Source organism: Vibrio syngnathi, from assembly GCF_002119525.1.
In the GTDB taxonomy this organism is placed as follows: domain Bacteria; phylum Pseudomonadota; class Gammaproteobacteria; order Enterobacterales; family Vibrionaceae; genus Vibrio; species Vibrio syngnathi.
This window is the reverse complement of record NZ_CP017917.1, coordinates 1,161,273-1,178,563: the sequence shown is the minus strand read 5'-3', so window position 1 is coordinate 1,178,563 and position 17,291 is coordinate 1,161,273. Positions and strand designations below refer to the sequence as shown.

Annotated in this window: 22 protein-coding genes; 17 read left to right on the top strand and 5 right to left on the bottom strand. The window is 44.1% G+C overall.

What is annotated here, in order from left to right:
- Nucleotides 1-8: 8 nt before the first annotated feature.
- Nucleotides 9-1,820, bottom strand: a complete 1,812-nt coding sequence (locus tag K08M4_RS20085) for a DUF4365 domain-containing protein (RefSeq protein ID WP_086051199.1) — start codon at nucleotides 1,818-1,820, stop codon at nucleotides 9-11.
- Nucleotides 1,821-2,441 (bottom strand): phage repressor protein CI, encoded by a 621-nt coding sequence (locus tag K08M4_RS20080; RefSeq protein ID WP_086051198.1) that lies wholly within the window; start codon nucleotides 2,439-2,441, stop codon nucleotides 1,821-1,823.
- 90 nt (nucleotides 2,442-2,531) lie between these two features.
- Between K08M4_RS20080 and K08M4_RS20075 the strand changes: the two genes are divergently transcribed.
- The 10 genes from K08M4_RS20075 (at nucleotide 2,532) to K08M4_RS20030 (ending at nucleotide 8,458) form a co-directional block, all read left to right on the top strand.
- Nucleotides 2,532-2,744 (top strand): hypothetical protein, encoded by a 213-nt coding sequence (locus tag K08M4_RS20075; protein WP_076666784.1) that lies wholly within the window; start codon nucleotides 2,532-2,534, stop codon nucleotides 2,742-2,744.
- A 114-nt stretch (nucleotides 2,745-2,858) separates the two neighbouring features.
- The gene (locus K08M4_RS20070; protein ID WP_016798828.1) at nucleotides 2,859-3,398 is read left to right on the top strand and encodes a phage regulatory CII family protein; all 540 of its coding nucleotides are present in this window, start codon (nucleotides 2,859-2,861) and stop codon (nucleotides 3,396-3,398) included.
- Nucleotides 3,399-3,409: 11 nt separating this feature from the next.
- Complete coding sequence (locus K08M4_RS20065; protein WP_086051197.1) at nucleotides 3,410-3,703, top strand: hypothetical protein; 294 nt, start codon at nucleotides 3,410-3,412, stop codon at nucleotides 3,701-3,703.
- 110 nt (nucleotides 3,704-3,813) lie between these two features.
- Entirely contained in the window at nucleotides 3,814-4,218 is a 405-nt protein-coding gene (locus tag K08M4_RS20060) for a hypothetical protein (protein WP_065682340.1), read from the top strand.
- Nucleotides 4,219-4,220: 2 nt separating this feature from the next.
- Nucleotides 4,221-4,664, top strand: a complete 444-nt coding sequence (locus tag K08M4_RS20055) for a DUF3850 domain-containing protein (RefSeq protein WP_086051196.1) — start codon at nucleotides 4,221-4,223, stop codon at nucleotides 4,662-4,664.
- Nucleotides 4,661-5,062 carry a hypothetical protein gene (locus K08M4_RS20050; protein WP_016788132.1) on the top strand — a complete coding sequence of 134 codons (402 nt, stop codon included), beginning with the start codon at nucleotides 4,661-4,663 and terminating at the stop codon, nucleotides 5,060-5,062. The genes K08M4_RS20055 and K08M4_RS20050 overlap by 4 nt, the downstream gene beginning before the upstream one ends.
- On the top strand, nucleotides 5,062-5,292 hold the full coding sequence (locus K08M4_RS20045; protein WP_086051195.1) for a hypothetical protein: 231 nt from the start codon (nucleotides 5,062-5,064) through the stop codon (nucleotides 5,290-5,292). Before K08M4_RS20050 ends, K08M4_RS20045 begins: the two co-directional genes overlap by 1 nt.
- Nucleotides 5,289-5,474 (top strand): hypothetical protein, encoded by a 186-nt coding sequence (locus K08M4_RS20040; protein ID WP_086051194.1) that lies wholly within the window; start codon nucleotides 5,289-5,291, stop codon nucleotides 5,472-5,474. The genes K08M4_RS20045 and K08M4_RS20040 overlap by 4 nt, the downstream gene beginning before the upstream one ends.
- Nucleotides 5,474-8,125, top strand: a complete 2,652-nt coding sequence (locus K08M4_RS20035) for a replication endonuclease (protein ID WP_086051193.1) — start codon at nucleotides 5,474-5,476, stop codon at nucleotides 8,123-8,125. The genes K08M4_RS20040 and K08M4_RS20035 overlap by 1 nt, the downstream gene beginning before the upstream one ends.
- Nucleotides 8,126-8,236: 111 nt before the next feature.
- Nucleotides 8,237-8,458: a hypothetical protein gene (locus K08M4_RS20030; RefSeq protein WP_016789666.1), complete on the top strand. Its 222-nt coding sequence runs from the start codon at nucleotides 8,237-8,239 to the stop codon at nucleotides 8,456-8,458.
- On the opposite strand, the gene K08M4_RS20025 is transcribed toward K08M4_RS20030, so the two are convergent.
- The gene (locus tag K08M4_RS20025) at nucleotides 8,455-8,706 is read right to left on the bottom strand and encodes an Ogr/Delta-like zinc finger protein (protein WP_086051192.1); all 252 of its coding nucleotides are present in this window, start codon (nucleotides 8,704-8,706) and stop codon (nucleotides 8,455-8,457) included. The genes K08M4_RS20030 and K08M4_RS20025 overlap by 4 nt on opposite strands.
- 152 nt (nucleotides 8,707-8,858) lie before the next feature.
- On the opposite strand from K08M4_RS20025, the gene K08M4_RS20020 reads away from it, so the two are divergent.
- Nucleotides 8,859-9,476: a hypothetical protein gene (locus tag K08M4_RS20020; protein ID WP_086051191.1), complete on the top strand. Its 618-nt coding sequence runs from the start codon at nucleotides 8,859-8,861 to the stop codon at nucleotides 9,474-9,476.
- Nucleotides 9,477-9,971: 495 nt separating this feature from the next.
- Here the strand turns inward: K08M4_RS20020 and K08M4_RS20015 are convergent, their stop codons facing one another.
- Together K08M4_RS20015 and K08M4_RS20010 are read right to left on the bottom strand one after the other, a co-directional pair.
- Nucleotides 9,972-10,991, bottom strand: coding sequence for a phage portal protein (locus K08M4_RS20015; protein ID WP_086051190.1), 1,020 nt, complete (start codon nucleotides 10,989-10,991; stop codon nucleotides 9,972-9,974).
- A gap of 4 nt (nucleotides 10,992-10,995) precedes the next feature.
- The gene (locus tag K08M4_RS20010; RefSeq protein ID WP_086051189.1) at nucleotides 10,996-12,774 is read right to left on the bottom strand and encodes a terminase large subunit domain-containing protein; all 1,779 of its coding nucleotides are present in this window, start codon (nucleotides 12,772-12,774) and stop codon (nucleotides 10,996-10,998) included.
- 176 nt (nucleotides 12,775-12,950) lie between these two features.
- On the opposite strand from K08M4_RS20010, the gene K08M4_RS20005 reads away from it, so the two are divergent.
- The 6 genes from K08M4_RS20005 (at nucleotide 12,951) to K08M4_RS19980 (ending at nucleotide 17,289) form a co-directional block, all read left to right on the top strand.
- Nucleotides 12,951-13,820: a GPO family capsid scaffolding protein gene (locus tag K08M4_RS20005; protein WP_086051188.1), complete on the top strand. Its 870-nt coding sequence runs from the start codon at nucleotides 12,951-12,953 to the stop codon at nucleotides 13,818-13,820.
- Nucleotides 13,821-14,831, top strand: a complete 1,011-nt coding sequence (locus K08M4_RS20000; protein WP_086051187.1) for a phage major capsid protein, P2 family — start codon at nucleotides 13,821-13,823, stop codon at nucleotides 14,829-14,831.
- 9 nt (nucleotides 14,832-14,840) lie between these two features.
- Entirely contained in the window at nucleotides 14,841-15,557 is a 717-nt protein-coding gene (gpM, locus tag K08M4_RS19995) for a phage terminase small subunit (protein WP_086051186.1), read from the top strand.
- Nucleotides 15,558-15,672: 115 nt separating this feature from the next.
- Complete coding sequence (locus K08M4_RS19990; RefSeq protein WP_086051185.1) at nucleotides 15,673-16,137, top strand: head completion/stabilization protein; 465 nt, start codon at nucleotides 15,673-15,675, stop codon at nucleotides 16,135-16,137.
- A gap of 11 nt (nucleotides 16,138-16,148) precedes the next feature.
- Nucleotides 16,149-16,637, top strand: a complete 489-nt coding sequence (locus tag K08M4_RS19985; protein WP_086051184.1) for a phage tail protein — start codon at nucleotides 16,149-16,151, stop codon at nucleotides 16,635-16,637.
- Nucleotides 16,630-17,289, top strand: coding sequence for a phage virion morphogenesis protein (locus K08M4_RS19980; RefSeq protein ID WP_086051183.1), 660 nt, complete (start codon nucleotides 16,630-16,632; stop codon nucleotides 17,287-17,289). Before K08M4_RS19985 ends, K08M4_RS19980 begins: the two co-directional genes overlap by 8 nt.
- The last annotated feature ends 2 nt before the right edge of the window (nucleotides 17,290-17,291 follow it).

Below are 17,291 nucleotides of genomic sequence, written 5' to 3'. Positions count from 1 at the left end.
TTACTAATTCAGTTGCCCCAAGGTGAACTGCCTTCAAAGTATATCTCTCCATTAAGACTTAGAAATTCTTCAGGGGCTAAAACATTACAATTAAGCTCTACTAGGTAATTATGGACTATTCCCGTTATATTACTCTCATTGTTGGCTAAAAAATCTTCCGTTGAAAGATCAAAGTTGGGTTTAAAACAAATACAAAGCTCTGACGTTCTTTCACATAACTCTGATTCAGTTATATATACTTCAAAAAAAATCGGCTTTAACAGAGTTTTCTTGACTAGATGACTTATTATCGATGAATGGTCTTTACTAGAAAATGCCGAACTTTCGTTAAAATAAAATTGTATTAGTAGTTGTCTTTCTGAATGAATGAGTGGAAGGCCTAAAGTATGATCGGTAGGCATGCTTAATAGAGGCAGTTTTGACTCATTCGAGTTCAGCTGGAAATTCGTCAGGACTGATTGTTCGATTGCTTGTGTACCTGGTTCTCCGATTATCGGGCCTGAATATGACGAAATCCGTTCCTTAACGCTGGCTACATCATACTCTTCCCAGCTTGTTGGCAAGAACATACCGCCGGCTTCTGGGTTGAATTGAGGTTCACAAATATAACCACTCATCAAATCATCATTTGTATCTAAGATTTTGAACACTAAACTTAACTCTTTTAGCATAATTTCGATTGATTGGATTTCATGCTCTAAACATTGCCATGGAGCAAAACTCTTTTTAACTAGAGAGCTAAATTTATCACTATGTTGAATAACTGAATATGGGGGATTACAAAGTGCGTATGTTTGTACCGCTGACTTTTTTGATGGCGATATATAAAAATAGCCTTGAACACTCCTAGATCTTCTTGCTATCTGTCGACTAAAACTACTCGGGACCGAAAAAGCGAAGTCATAGTCGTTAAAACTCTTCTCGTGAAAAAGGCTATAACATGACCAGTCAGTTAAGGTCTTGCTCCAAATGTTATGGTAAGCAAAATCATCAGAATTCGCATCTGTTAGCAACACCGGGGAAACAATGAAAGATATCCAATGTTCAGGATCATGAGAGACTTTTAAGGATTCAATCAAACACTCTAACTCTTTAAAAAAATAATCTAAGCTTTGAGTACTAGATCTTACTTTAAAAACCTCTATTGAGTCCGGATATAGTGATGAAATAGTGCTCAACCAACCGGGTAAATCCTGATATGACCTTAAACCGAAAGGCGTTACCGACATGTTTTCCGGTGGGAGTAATTCTCCAATCCCATTTATTCCCAATGTTTTCAAAGCTCTATATTCAGGCATTAAAACAGGAATTAAATCACATCTAAATTCAGGCTGATTCAACATTAACATTTGCGAATAAAAAGCTGCTATGGAGGATTCAAGTTCAGTTTTGCTATTTTTGAGTAGAGTAGGCTTAACTCGGAGAGAAATGCTTTCTCCTTTTAGTTGTAATGACTTAGCTCTTACTGTTTGTGTTACATCGGACCAATAGAGTTGATCGTTATATTCGTCATATACAATTAAAATAACAGGGAAAAAGCTTTGCGCCCATGACAGACAAGTCGAGGACTTTATTGGAACACTAAATTCTCCCGAACATAGTTGGCTCACTTGCCCTGTTTTTGAGTAAAAAGATTTTACTTGTGCTCGGAAGTAGAGAGGAGTCTTTTTCTTGTTAGTGAATATGCTACAAGATAAATCTTCACCATAGTCACAGGTGATTTTTTCAGAAGTCCAACCCCATTTAGTAAATTGTAAAGCTGCGCTTTGTTCACCAACGTCTCCCGTCACGTGACTGTTATTTCTTTCCGGTGTACCCAATTACTTTTTCTCCATAACCAACGCAACTCTACCCACAACCCTCACTTCATCTTCTTCGACTGTTAGAGTCGAGCCGTTAAAGCTGATCGCTAGCTTCTTGCCTGGCAAACGCTGAATGTCGTTTAGCGATAGTAGGCCGTCCATATCTACTAAGTATGTGCCGCTTACTGCTTGGTGAATTTCTTTATCGATAATGAATGTAGTCCCATCGTGCTCGATGCCCATTACATTCAGAACCCCAAGTTTGTCTAAGTAGCTTTTATCAAAAGCTAGCGTTTCATTGCCAACAAGCTTGCCGTTTGAAAGTGAAAAGAGATCAACATCGAAGAGTCTTTTTACTTCGTTTTTCTTGGATGTATGGGTTTTCTTGTCATCAAACGGTTCACCTTCTCCCAAGGCTAGATATTTGATAGAAGCTCCAGTCCTCAAATGAAGTCTCACAATCACTTCGTAAGGGGTCAATCCTCTCTGATGCCAAGTCGATATCGTGCCTTTTGACACACCTAAGCACTCACCAAGCGACTTGAAGTCACTTGTTTTTGTGACGAGCTTCATCTTTTCTGTTACATCTCTACCGCCAATGTACTCAAAAGAGGGTATTTGTTCTTGATATTCACTCATAAAAAGTCTACATTTTCACTCAACGGTTAACCGCGAGGTGCAACTCGCTAGTCCGGTACAACACATTCAATAACATAACAGGATATCACTATGCTCTCATATCAAGTAGTCCTAAATACGCCTTTCATGACGTATGACCAATACTCTCAGTTCTCTGGAATGCCTAAACGCACCATCATGGATTGGGTAGCTGATGGTCGCTTACCTATTAAAAAGAAAGCAAAAGGTAAAGAAACCCCTCTCATCAACATGATCGCCTTAGTTGAAATGGCGACTCGTGAAGCTATGGAAAAGTTAGGGTAGGCCGTCATGCGTTTATCTTCCCTAATTCCAACCAAAGAGTATTGTCCGCTATGGCTTAATGTTCTTGGTTGGGGCTTCGTTTTCGTCCCGTTTGTCTTCAATTGAGTATTGGTTATGAACGAAATTGACTCAATGTGCGAATTCCGTGGCTCTAAACAAAAGGCATTTAACGAAGCGTGTTGTGCATTTGCGAACTCGGAGAACATGACCAAGTTAGCAAAGGCCGTGGATATGAATGCCACAATGCTGCGTAACAAGCTTAACCCAGAGCAGCCGCACATCCTTACCAGTGTAGAACTTGTGATGATCACCAAGGCGAGTGGCAACTTCACCATTCTTAATAGCCTTTTGCTTGGCCTCGGTGTGGTGACCGCACAAATCCCCAATGATGCGAGTGAAGAAACTTTCATTAAGCGCGCATTAGAAAACGCGATGCACTCTGGTGACTTGTCTCGCATGGCTTTAGAGCATGCGGGAAATGATCGCCTTAGTCGCACTAACAAACACGTCATTATTCAAAAGGCACAAGCGGGTATTAGCAACCTTGTGCTTCTTATCAACGATATAGAAAGCCGCACAAAAGGCGTTTCCCCATTCTTAGCTATGAGTGTGGATTTGGTCGCTAATGGTTCGGCTATTCCTGGTTTAAGTTAGAGGAAAATAGTATGTCAGTTGCAACAGTCGAACATTCAAACCTAGATGTCCCACCGCTAGAAAACCCATGCCCTGATTTGCCTTGTTGGTCTTTGAACCGTGAGCAAAAAGAACGTGGCCTTTCTGCATTACAGCGCACGCGAAGAGAACTTGGCGAGCGCCAACTAAAGCCACTTCGTTCAAGACGTGAAGAGTTACAAGCTCAGTTTTCCAAGAGTGATTGCCGCGCTGAACAAATGCGCCTTTCACGGGAAATTAACCGAATTGATGCCAACGCGCAGGATGTACTTTCGCGCTGGTCATAACTCAGTTACACCCAAGCCAACCTAACCACTAGGCATTATGCCTACACCTTTTATCCCTCTTTGATTTAAAGAGGGAGGGTTTTTTATATCCAAAATTTGAGGAAATGATGATGAGTAATATTGAAGAACACCTATTTAGTCAGTCTTTTAACCAAATCGCAGAGCGCTTTAATTCAAGCAATCAAGAGCAGCAACACCAAGTTTTGATTCAGCTCGATGCTATCGCGAAGAAGCAAGAACTGGTCGCAACCCACCGCCCACAAGAAGACGTTTTGGCCGATATCAAAGAAGCAATGGAAAGCGATCGAGCTCGTGTGTTCTTTGGCTATTCATTTCCAAGCTGGTACCGCAACGGTTCGATTGAACAAGTTTCACAGCTTCACCATTGGGCGAACTTGGATATGAGTAACCGCCACCTGTTTCTTGAAATGCTTGGCCTCCGTGACTTAGGCCATTTTGATGATGAAGCGTTATATCAATTCGAGCAGTTCTGTTTATCGGCAGTGGGGGCGTAAGCATGAAATTACATGAAGTAAAAACCCAATCAGAGTTTTTCAACGAGGTTCGTTTAGGCCGTAAAACGGCTGAAATTCGAGTCAATGATCGTAACTATCAAGCCAACGATGTGTTGATACAGCATGAAGTAGACAGCGAAGGCCATAAAACGGGGGCTTCCCTGGTTCATGAAATTACGCACGTACTGCGAGGCGGTAAGTTTGGTTTAAGCAAAGAGGTATGCGTTCTTTCTCTTTCAAATTCATCTCATTTAAACAGTGTGATTTTGATGGGGCATTTACGAGATCGTTTAGTTGAAGCTGCCGACTGCATGGAAGCGGGTATTGACGTGGTTCGAGAGGCAGGACTCACAACCGCTGATCTAGAAAGACAGATTCAAGACTCACGCTATTTTGCTACAGAGGCAACGACTCTACTTAAAAAGTTAGGGGAGGAGGCTGCATGAGCACTATCTCTGTTTATCAGAAAGACTTGAACCACGCGTTGCGTTCAGAAGGGTTTACTACTCGTAAGATTGAACAGTTCATGCGTGTTTTCAATATCACAGAAACTAGCCAAGGCGATGTGCTGAGCTTGGACTCTACGCGAGCACTACTTGTGAATGTGAACGGTACTGAACAGGGACTTTGTTTAGAAGATTTTATTACCGCTTGGTGGGCTTTTTGGATCGTGGTGTACAACACAGCTTCTGATCGAGACATCGCAAACCAAGCCTTAGGCGCCGTTCGTGCTCTGTTCTTTGTGTCGGCTTGTAATAAGTCCACTTCTCAAACCACTCAAATGCAAATGTGGTGGCGTGATATGGCCGATGAACATGGCTACCCAACTGTGGAGGCTTGCTGATGCTGAGCTATGTAGCAGTTGCCCTGAATAGCGGTGGTGGCGTTGTTCGCCATGATGAAACCAATGAAGTAAAGAACGTGTTGTTGGGTGAGTTTGACTCACCAGAGCCTGCGATTGATACGGCTTGCGAGCGGTTCAACTGCCAGCACGTTTTGAACGGTGTGATTATCAAAGGTAACCACACCGGTGGCCATATGGTTATGGATACACAGGAGCTAGCTGCGTTATGAGCGAAGCACAGAAAGTTGCGGCTGAAGCGCCTGATTATATTGAAACTCTATTAGTAGAAATGCTGGAAGGTGAGCACCCAGATAATGAAGTGCTATTGGGTACTTTGCTATCTGGTGATGAGTCTATCCAGGTTCAATTGAAGATCACTCGTAACCCCGAAGATTTCTTGGATGAGTGTTAATGAAATCAACCTATGCATCCAAGAAAAATAGGCGCTCGCAACAGAAGGTTCAAACCTCTGGTGAGCGCCTTATTTCGTGGTATCAAGATGTTGATATCAGCAGTATTGAATTTAATGAACAGCAACAAGAGCGATCACATGAAGCCTTCCTTGAATGGGTTGGTGGTGAACAAGTAGTTACCCCAATCCCAGACAACTTGGTTCTGTCTTCTCGCCAGGTGTTCGAGCGTGAACCTGAAAACCTTTCTGTTGTTGAGCGCAAGTTATATGAAGTTAACCCCGCAGATCGAGAATGGCTTTCTGAACACTTTGCCGAACTCCCTCATTACCTAACTAAGTACTTCGCAAATCGCTATGTTTCGATTTTTAAGAAGCAAGGCCGCTTTGTCGCAAACACTTTCATTCGTGAAAAAATGGTACCCGCGCATAGGCGTGTTCTGTTGGTGTTAGAGCAATACAAACAACTTCCTACTACTTCTAAGGTTGCTTTGCTGAGTGATGCTGTCGATGATGATAGCAAGCCTCAGCAAAACAACTTTGAACAAGCGGACCAACAAGCCAGTTTCGACTTCGACCAGGCAGAGAAAAATCGGAAACCTGTTAGAAGCAAAATCATTGCCGAGTTAGTTGAAGATGAACTTCGACAGATGGCATTTAAAATTGTGTCTATCTTGATTCGTTATCAAACGGTACTGACTCAGACAATTGAATGTGAAACCGAGAACGGTGAGAACATCGCAGCGCTAATGGTCTACAAGCAGTGCGTTTCTTTGGTGCGTAGCTTTGGGGTAAAAACGCCAAGCGATGACAAGAAGATTACGCCTGAAAATATCATGTCGTTTATCTCAAAGTTGAGTTGTGAAAAGTGGTGGTTTAGACGCTTAAAGCGCATTCGCAAAATTATGCGCGAGCACTTGGCTATTGCTATGGGGCAAGTGTCGGCGAAGGCGTCACCTTATGCTTCATGGGATTGCATTCAAGAACATAAAGTTCAGCAAAAGAAGAACTGGGATTTCATTCAGGGCCAGCTACTTAGAGAAGAGACCACTGGCGAAGAAGTTGAAATGGAAGACATGGTGTTGAAAAGCATGTCGAACCCTGCCATTCGTCGCCATGAGTTAATGGTTCGTTGTCGTGGCTGTGAAGATATCGGTAATGAACTTGGCCTACAAGGTTTGTTCTTAACGCTGACAACACCATCGAAATATCATAATAGCTATAAGAAAGGCGGCTTCATTCCACACTGGAACGGCGCGAGCCCACGTGAAGCACAAACCTATTTGAATAAGGTTTGGCAGCGCGTTCGTGCCAAGTTAGGCCGTGATGAAATTCGTTGGTTTGGTATTCGCGTTGCTGAGCCACATCATGATGGTACTCCGCACTGGCATTTGCTGATTTGGGTTAAGCCTGAGCATGTGGCCAAGGTGCGTGATGTATTTATTCGCTATGCGGTTGTTGAAGACAAAGAAGAGCTTTACCCGTTCTTCGATCGCAACGCAAAGCGAGCAGCGAAGAAGCAATCTATTCAAGGCCCATTCAATTATCAGCCTCGTTGTGACTTTGGGTACATCGACCCAGAAAAAGGCACAGCAACAGGCTACATCGCTAAGTACATTTCTAAAAATGTTGATGGCTATGCCATGGGTGAAGAGGTTTCGAAAGAGACAGGGCAATCTGTGCAAGCTATGGCCAAAAACGTCAACGCCTGGAAGAGCCGTTGGGGTATTCGTCAATTTCAATTCTTTGGTGGGGCGCCGGTTACTACTTACCGTGAACTACGCCGCCTAGCTAGCCAAAACAAGAAAGCCTTTATGGAATACGTTTTCAAGCAAGAACGTGAAGAACTGGCTTCTATTTACCTAATGTCTTTGTACCGTTTGGTTGGTCCCTTTAAGCCTGCGCATGTCATGACGAATGCTGAATTAGTGGCTGTGATTGCTGAGAACTATGAGGCGAGAGCTAGTACAAACCAAGTGAATGTCGCAGGAACAATGAAAGCGGCCGACCACGGTAACTGGCAAGGCTACATCATGGGGCAGGGTGGGCCATTCGTTAAGCGTGAGGATTTGTTGATCACGAACTCTTATGAAGTGCTGCCGTTTGCTTCTTCGCATGGCGAAGACGTTCGCAAGATAGAAGGCTTTGTTGCTGCAGGTGAGTTGGTAAAGACACGCCTTAAGACCTGGCAGATAGTAACAAAAACAGAAAAGAGCGATGAAGCTGAAGCGGGGGCTTTTGATCTTGCTCTTTCTGGAATCTCCGATTCCTCTCGGAGTTCTGTCAATAACTGTACGCTACCGCAGAAAGTACAGGTCAGCGATCAGCTTAAGCGATTATTAGAACCTTACTCAGTAGGTGGTGGGTTACCGCCAAACATTGATAGTTCAGCTCTAATCGCGCTGCAACAAGGTAGCTCAATTCGAATAGATGATGAAACGAGTATAAGAATCCGCCCTGCGGAGCACCTCCCATGCGGCACGGTTCGCACAGCCCAGCTTGTTGAAGAGTATCAACCCAAGCCAGATTTAAGCTGGCTAGATGAATTCGAGGTAAAACAGCCTGAACCTTTAACTGGAGAAGATGACGACTATGAATATGAACAGCCTAATTTGTCGTTCTTTTCTGAAATCGCTGAATGGCCGCTGGTATGAAGCTTAGATTAGTTATCAGAATGAGGGATGAATCTCGCTTCATAAAAACACTGTATGAATATTTACAAAAGTACTGTATATTCATCCAGTCTTTTGGTTTGGAGTAGAGCTATGTCATTAAAACAACAGGACATATTTTTACAAGCGATGGAGTTCATTATAGATGCTGTAGCACTCAGCACTGAAGGTGAAAGCAGAGCTGATGTAGGTATTTATTTGATGGGTTTATTGGTTGCAGACCAAAGAGAAGAGTTGAAGCCTGAAAAGTTAGCCGCAATGAAGCAGCTAATTGAGATGGCTGATGGTGGAGATAGCCCAGAATTTAAACTTTAGAGGATTGATAGCTGTTGTTTTAGTTCTTGGCGCTGATCGGGTGCCAGGGCTTTAACCATTTCAAAAGCTAACTGAGAAGTCGTTTTAGCCGAAGGGCTAAGAGTATGGCTGAAGGTTAGGTTCATCACAAAGGAATGACCGCATTCGGGGTCACTACAACTACAATATAAATCGCTATAACCCGCTGAAATACGGTTTGATTTTTGTATGCGGGATTTCTCGCCACACTCAGGGCAAATAACTCTCATATGACACCATAAACCTATCTAAATGATAAGCCCATGGTACTAAATTATGGTGATGATTTATACAGTTCTAGCTTTGAATCGAAAGCCGATGGAATACTTGATCTTGTTCTGGTATTGTCTGCGCAAATAAAAATGTTGCATATGGAATATCAATGGCGGAAAAAGAATCTAAAGATTTGGAGTATGAAAACTCTTTATTGAACTCGAAGACTTCTGGTCTAATTATAGACAACTCTGTGCTTCAGAGAGAAAACAGACAGATGAAAGCTGATAAGAGGTCAACGTTTAACCGACTATCTCTGTTAGTCTTGGTTGTTATTTTCATGGTTTGGATGCTAAACCTAATAGCATTTCGTAACGCAAGCGCTTTTATATTGTCTGAAGAGACACTTAAGTTATTGAATTTAGCTTTTAATGCGGGAGTTACATTATCTATCGCATTTTTATTTGGAATGTTAGGGGCGTTTTCTCGCCTTATGTTGTCAGATGTTCCAGCTAAGAAAGCGGTAGCCTCTATTGGAGCATCTGGATTGATGGCGATGTTTTCGTGGATTGGTATAAAAAGCCAAATCCTACTGATGATTGCAGCCCCACATTTAGAGGCACAAGGAGTTGCTAAAGGAGCTGCTCTTAAATTAGGTGATGACTTTTATTTGATGGCATTGGTCGCTGTGATCGTGGGTATGTTCTCAAGTAACGTGTTTGTTTTCATTGAGAACCGTGTAAAACAGCTTACGATTGAACGAGTAAAAGAAAAAGAAGTTAGATAGATTTTCATTATAAGCTAAGCCACCGCTCGCGGTGGTTTTTTTGTGCTTGAAATAAATGCCTGCAAACCCACAGAAAGCACAACCAACCCACGGAAAACGCACTCCTCCTACCCGCCTGCGACGTTTTTGATCTCATTTTTTCGCAATTCTATTTCAGTGAAATTCTGCCGCCGTGATGGGAATCCAACAGGCCGCTAGCCCTTTAGGAATAACGGGGATCGCATTAAGTTAGTCGTGCTTAAAATGGCTTACAGAGCGCCTAATAAATTTGCGAAGAATGCAAAAAATTGCAAGGAATTGAAATTCTGATGATCAGTGTTGATCTGATGTGTTTTGTTAAGTGGTTGAAAGTATTGTGTTTTTGTGTTTTAGGTCAGTTTTTTAATGATCGTTTGTTTTTTGTGATGATCATTTTCGGTGTTGTTCAGCCCTTATGGCACAAGGGCTGAACGCAAATTAAAGAGAAAAACAAAATTGCGAAAAATGTCACGCTACTTAGGCCGCAACATTGTTCAAATTGAAGGTTAAATGCAGGTGTTTGGGTACTTCTGGGTCGCGGTTCACTGCGTCCATGAACATTTCACAAGCGGGTATCACTTCATTTTTGCAGTAAACGTAATCAAATTTAATAGGGTCACCACGCGTACCACCGTTTGGAATGATAGCAGCCAGTTCAACAGGGAAGCGATGGCCGGTGATCACCTCTTGTGCGGTGACGTTCTTAATTTTCTCGTACTCATCTTTGGTCGCAATGTCGCCAACGGGTATGAGTTGAATCCCTTTCTCATTGCCGTTTGGAATATTGATGAACATAGAACGGAAGTTACCCACGCCACGGCTTGAAGCCATCTTCTGCTTTAGGTCGTCTTCATCTTCTTTACTTAAGTTCGGGTCGGTCGCGTAGAAGATAAAGCCCATGTGCAAACCGTTCTTATAGTAGCGGCGGCGGAACGTGGTTGAGTCTTGACTAAGTAAAGCTGATTGAACACAACCAAGGTAATCTGGTCCACCGTAAACTTGCTGGACTGGGTCGTATTGTTTGATGAATATGACGTCTTCTTTCTTGTAACTCTTCTGTTTGTCGCCCCGCTCTAAGAAAGCAAAATTACCATTCTTACGTTTGCGTAAATACATAGTAGGAATAGGCCATAGCCCAATGACTTTGCCAAAGTAATTGCGCAGCTTAAGCAGGGCAGTGTCACCAAATTCTAAGAAGTCATGCACGGCTGATTGCATTTGTTGCTTTTGCATTCCGCCTTGGGTGTAACGACCTGAGATCATATTGCGGCGAGCCATTAAGATAGAACCGTGATAAGCGTTGGCTCTAGTGAGTTTGTTTAGCCCAGCTCTATCCAAAGGAGGTTCCCAGTAGTCACCGTCTTCGTTGTAGTAAAGCTCGTTGTAATCGTAGTTGGTGAAATCACGGTCCATGATTTCCGGCTCACCAAAGCTAAACATCAAGCTTTCATCATTAGCGGATTCTTTCGTGATTATTTCGGTTGTCTGTTCAGTCATTGATTTACATCTGCCATGTTGATTTACGTTTTTCAGAGTGATCGAGCGGTTCATTAATGCAGGCATGAGAAATCGCCCAGAATGCATCGGCATGTCCGGTTAACTCGCTGCGCTCTGCTTTGAAGGTCATGTTGTTACCGCTATTGGTGGTCGCTCGTTTGATGGCCATGAATGCCATGGCGATATCTTTGTGCTCAGCATCAAACTGAATGCGGTTGGCTTCGACCACATCTATCATCTTCATCACCAACCGGTTCTTACTCTCATTGCTGTATTGAATAGCCACGGTTTCACGCGGGTGTTTCTTGTTAATCAGGTCATAGACACCCGCGCCAATGCCCGTTGTATCGATACCCAAATAGCTCACGTTATAACGTTCAAAGACCTTTGAGACTTGCTGCGCCTGATACTGAAAGTTCAACCCTCGCCAGTAATGCTTTTCAAGTACTCTGAATTTTTCAACGGCAACAATGGGCGGTGCTACGACAACTAAACAAGCATTGTCTCGAGTTCGGCTTGGGTCGTACCCTAGCCAAACTTCACGGCGATCGAAGGGGTCTTTGTCATTGGGCTTGAAGTCTTGCCACCGACTAATGTCTACCATGGCTTTTTCAAGGGCTGAGAACTTGAAGACGGAGCTGGCGCCATCAACGAAAATACACATAAACAGGTTATCGAAATCGTCTTTGCTGTATTCGTCGCGCAGTTCATCAATATCAAAAAGCTCACAACCACCTGCAGCTGCATCTTCAATCGTGACTACGTAACGCCACTGCTTATCCGGGCAAAGTCGACCGCCGTTTCGATATTCGTCAAAGGTAGGAAACTCAATATTGGCGCGAGTATCACGACCTCTACGCCATTGGTCACCGGTCCAAAATGTATAAGCCTGGTGCGTTTTAGCTGAAGGGGTCGAGAAGTAGGTTTTACGCCAGTTCTTATGGGTCGCCATGGCTGACGCGAGTTTGTTGAGTTCATCAAATTTCGGGATCCAGAAATACTCATCCACATAAACGTGGCCATGATAACTTTGCGCGGTTTTTGAGTTGGTCGATAGAAAGCGTAGCTCGGCACCGTTAGACAGAATGATCGGGTTGCCCGTCAATTCAACACCTAAGAACTCTTCACCAATCGCAATAATGTAGCTTCTAAAAACTTCTGCCTGTGCACGAGAAGCGGACAAGAAGATCTGGTTGTCGCCAGTCAAAATCGCATCTTCTAATGCTTCACCACTGAAGTAATAGGTGGCGCCAATCTGACGGGACTTAAGAATATTACGAGTACGTTGGTGCAGGTTGTTACGCATCGTGTGTTGATATTCAAAGAGCGATTCATGCCAGGTCGCGAAGTTCTCTTTGGTCAGCTCTGCAATGTTGTTCTTCTTTTTGCTCTTCTTTTTCTGCTTGTCGTCAGACTTACTAGAACGAGAGCTTTTACTGTTAGTTTTAGCCGTAGGTTCTGTTTCAGTGGGTGAGTGTTTCTCTCCAACTGGCTGAGCTTGAGCATGGAATTTTTTAAGTTGTACGTGGTGCTTGATGAGCCTATCAAGCATGTCGAGCTGGCCTTTGGTTGGGTTTTCCAGTTCAAGCAGGGTTTCAATTCTACGCGCTATCGATTCATCAATCGTTTGCTCGCGCAACATATCACGCCATCCAAATTTGTCAGCCCAGTGATAAATGATTCTGGTGCTGTTCAAACCTAGTTCGGAAGCGATTTCATTGGGCGTCCAAGCCTTTAAATAAAGGGAACGGGCCGCGTGTCGTGTTTCAGGAGAATATGCCATGAACCAATCATACGCCGAGGTAACGGCCTAAATTGCATAGCAAAATTCGGATGGATTCGGATACGTCCTGTATCCGAATTGGTCGGAATTGAAGTGGCTGAAACAGGTAAATCAAAGGCGTATTGTGAATGCCAGAAACACCTAACTGACAAATTAATACTAGGTAAAAAACTCAAATGGCAAAAACCAGTGATTGGAAAATTGTAGCAACAGAAGGGCCAACGGTTGATGGTCGTAAGATCACCCGAGAATGGCTCATGCAGATTGCAGAAAATTATGCCTTGAGTGAATACACCGCTTTGATTTGGCCTGAACACAAACGCTTTGCTGGTTACGGAAGTAACTGGGGCAAAGTGCTTGCGGTTAAAGCTGAAGAAGTGGATGGGAAAATGCGCTTGTTTGCCAAACTTGAACCTAATCAATATCTACTTGAAGCCAATAAGCTTGGGCAGAAGCTGTTTACCTCCATAGAACCAAATCCAGACTATAAAGGGCAAGGAAAGTGCTACCTGATGGGATTAGCCGTGACTGATTCCCCAGCGTCGTCTGGTGTTTCATTACTTCAGTTTTCGCGACAAGAAGGTCAAACCACAGAGCTGAGTTGCAGCCAACTGGAAGAAATCAGCCTTGATGAGTGTTACTCAAAGACAGACCGATTCTTTGCCTTGTGTAATGCCTTTTTCAATTCTGGTGATGAACAACCAGAGCCACAACCTGATCCTGAACCAGAGGAAGAAGAAGTGACAGAAGAACAATTCAAAGCTGCAATGAAAGAGCAGTTCGGCATTATGAAAGGTGAGCTAAAGGATGAACTCAAGCAAGAGTTTAACCTGCAGGCGCAAACACCTAGCGAACCTACACCTGAAGGTGAAGTTCAAACGTTCTCTTTAGAACAGTTTTCTAGTGAATTAGAGAAGCAGCTTGCTCCTGTAGCCGAGCAAGTACAAAACCTTGAAACCCAGTTCGCAGAGCTAAAGCAAGAAAAGCCAGGTCAAAAGCCAGGTGAAGAAGGCAATGGCGGCGAATCAACTGTGGAGGTCGTGTAAATGCTCAATGCAGTATCGACTCAATTTTTAGATGAATATTGCCAAGCCGTAGCAAAAGCGGGCGGTGTTGTAGATGCGTCTAAGCAATTCAACATCACGCCTGTGATGGAAACGAAGCTTCGCCAAGCCATTGTTGAATCTGACTCTTTCTTAAACCGTATTTCGAATATCTCGGTTGACCAAATTAAAGGCCAAGTGATCGATGTGGGTGACAGTGGTTTACTGACAGGTCGAGTTAAAGACGGTCGATTCATGGGCTCTCTTGACCAAAGCGGCAATACCTACGAGCTTACCGAAACGGACTCAGGCGCTCATATCAACTGGATTACGATGACAATCTGGGCGAACTCGGGTGGCAAAGGTCAGTGGATGAAGCTGATGAATAACGCCATCACGCGTAATTTTGCCTTAGATAAGCTGCGTATTGGTTTCCACGGTACTTCGATTGCGGGTGAGAGTACTGACCCCAAAGCTAACCCTATGGGGCAAGACGTAAATAAGGGGTGGTTACAGTTAGCGAAAGAAAAGGCTCCAGCTCAAGTCCTTCCTGCTGCCAAGCTAGATTCAACAGGCGTAACTGTAGGGGCGTATAAAAACCTCGATTCGCTAGTGAATGATTTAATCAATACAACTATTCATGAGGTTCACCAAGGTGACCCTGACTTAGTCGTACTGATTGGCCGCAACTTAGTGGCTGCTGAGCAGCATCGCTTATTGGAATCAGCGGAAGTACCGACTGAGCATAAAGCCGCGCAGAGCTTGGCTAAGACCGTTGCTGGTAAAACCGTGTATACACCGCCATTTTTCCCACCAAATATGATTTGGGTAACGAACTTAACCAACCTGCAGATCCTGACTCAAAAGGGTACGCAGTGGCGTAAGTCTCGCAATGAAGAAGACCGTAAGCGCTTCGAAACGTCATATCTTCGCCAAGAAGGTTATGCCGTGGGCAACTACAACAAGTTTGCAGCTATCGAAGACGTAACTGTTGTTGAACCAGTACCAGCGTAAGGGTGAATCATGGCAAGTCCATTAGCTAAGTTACGCCAAGAAGCATTGGCAAAACAGCAAAAGAAATCGACACCTGAGAAGCAGTTTGTCGCTAACCCAAACAGTTTACACCTGCTTCTAGCTGAACTCGAAAGTGATTTGAAGGTGCTTAAAACCTTCAATCGAACGGATGAAAAGGTTAACCACAAGCGTGAAGTTTTGGTCCCGAAATACCGTGAAGCGATTGAAGCTTACCTTGCTGGTGACGAGCAGTTTGATAACCCGTTATTTGCTCAAATGGTAATTTGGCTCTTCGATATCGAAGATCTAGAAACCGCCATTGAGTGGTGTGACATTGCTATCGAACGCGGGTTAGATACTCCTGAGCGATTCAAGCGAGACTTTGCCACATTCTGCGCTGATGAAGTGTTGGCTTGGTCGGAGCGTATGGCGGGTAAAGGCCAATCAATTGAACCGTATTTCTCCCTGGTGTTTGAGAAAGTGACCAACGAGTGGAGCATCAACGAAAAGCCCACGGCGAAATGGTTGAAGTTCGCAGGTTTGTATCTACTTCGTAACGATGAAGGCAAGCCTCATGCGGCTTCTGTCGGTGATATTGAAACGCTTCAGAAAGCCCGTACACACCTTGAAGATGCGCATGAGCAATACAGTGCTATTGGTGTTGGAACCATGATCGATAACATCGACCAACGTATCCGAGCATTAGAGAGTGGCGACAACCTCTAATTAACAGCTCCTAAGCCGTCGCGCCTCGGCTGACGAGGAAGAATAAGTGATTTATCACCCTGTTTATTCCGTCGACTCAGTGGCTAGAGGCGCACCTATTTAAAAGGGATTAAGCATGTTTACGGGTTCTTCAGATGCGCGTTATCAAGATACGGAAATCACTAATGATGGTTTCTGGCCCAACTTAAACGTCGGTGATTTTGAAAAGCGTAGGGGAATACCAGCAGCGCAAGATCCTGATCGCATCACGATTGCTTTAGTGAATGCAATGGCAGAAGTGAACAGAGCTCTCGCAAAATTAAAGACACAGTATCTAGAGCAAGGTTATGGGAGTGCAGCTGATGTACCTGTAACCCCCATTGTAAATGGGAAAAACCGCTTAGTGATTCAGTATGAATCTGCGGTTAATTCGAGGGCTAAAGCTGATCTACTTCCAGATATTGCAACGGTTCATACCAAAGATAAAGGTGACCACCTCGCTGATAGATCAACAGACACACGTGACGACCTAATGGCAGAAAGCCAACGAGTGATTAGAAATATGCTGGGTGTTTCTCGTTCGTCGGCTGCTTTGTTGTGAAAGGAACGGCGATGAATACTCAGTATCAAGCCGGTTACAAGTTACGAGACTTAAACGCATTTTTATCCAGTGTAGTGGGCGACAAGATAGCCAAGCGCATGGAATGTGAAATGGGCAAGGTGGAATTGAAACTGGAAACGAAGCACATGGGGCAAGGTTTCGACCTGCTTTATCAACGTTATGTTGCTGACTTTTACTTCGATAAGTTTCCTTTTAAAGAATATGACCCAGCGGTGTTGTTCGCGAATGTTGGAGCTTGGTTGATGGATAACGATTCAGGCCGTTTCCGCATTGAAGACCTAGACGACCCAGACGTCGACATAGTGCTAGAAGATGAGAGCAACGCCGAAGTGCTGATCTCAGTCATTTTTGAAGAACCTGTCAAAGTGAAGGCAGATCCAAGCGGACCAATCTATTGGAATAGTCAACGTTGGAAGATTGAAGAGTATGATATTTGGCAAGCGGAAAGACTATCAAAGGTAGTTATTCGGAATGCTTGAGATACGGGCCGATAAGCGTAGCTACCTGCGAGTTCAAGAGCAGTTCGAGCTACTAAAACTTAATAAAAAAGCCAGATCTAGAGTGCTGAAAGAGCTTGGAAAATACATCACCAAGACGACCAAAAAGAACATTCGAGCGCAGCGTGACCCAGACGGCACTCCTTGGGCGAAGCGTAAGAAAGGCCGAAAGAAAATGCTTAGGGGTTTTACCAAGCGGCTAAAGCATTTTCAAAAAGACAGTAACCGGACTCTGGTTGTTGGTTGGCCATCAAGACGAGGTTCTGTTGCGTTGGCTCACCATACTGGTGAAGCAGAACAAAGCGGATTGCAGCAGAGATTCAAGCAGGCCAAGAAAGCCAAAGAGCCAAAGAAAACAGACCCGGCAACGAGAGAACAGGCGAAAGAGCTACGCGATTTAGGTTTTAGGCTACCGCCTCAAGGACGGCAGAAACGAGGCAAAAAGCCGACGTTAAAGTTTATTACTCAAAACATGACGGTGGCAGAGGTCGCCAAACTGATTAGCGACTTGGAAAACAAGCAGCCTGCTCGTAAGTGGGCAGTCGATAGAAAAGAGCGCCGGTTGATAGGCATCAGCCCCAAACGGGCAGCAATGATTATCAAGCGCGAACTGAAACGAAACAGGAGCAACTAAAC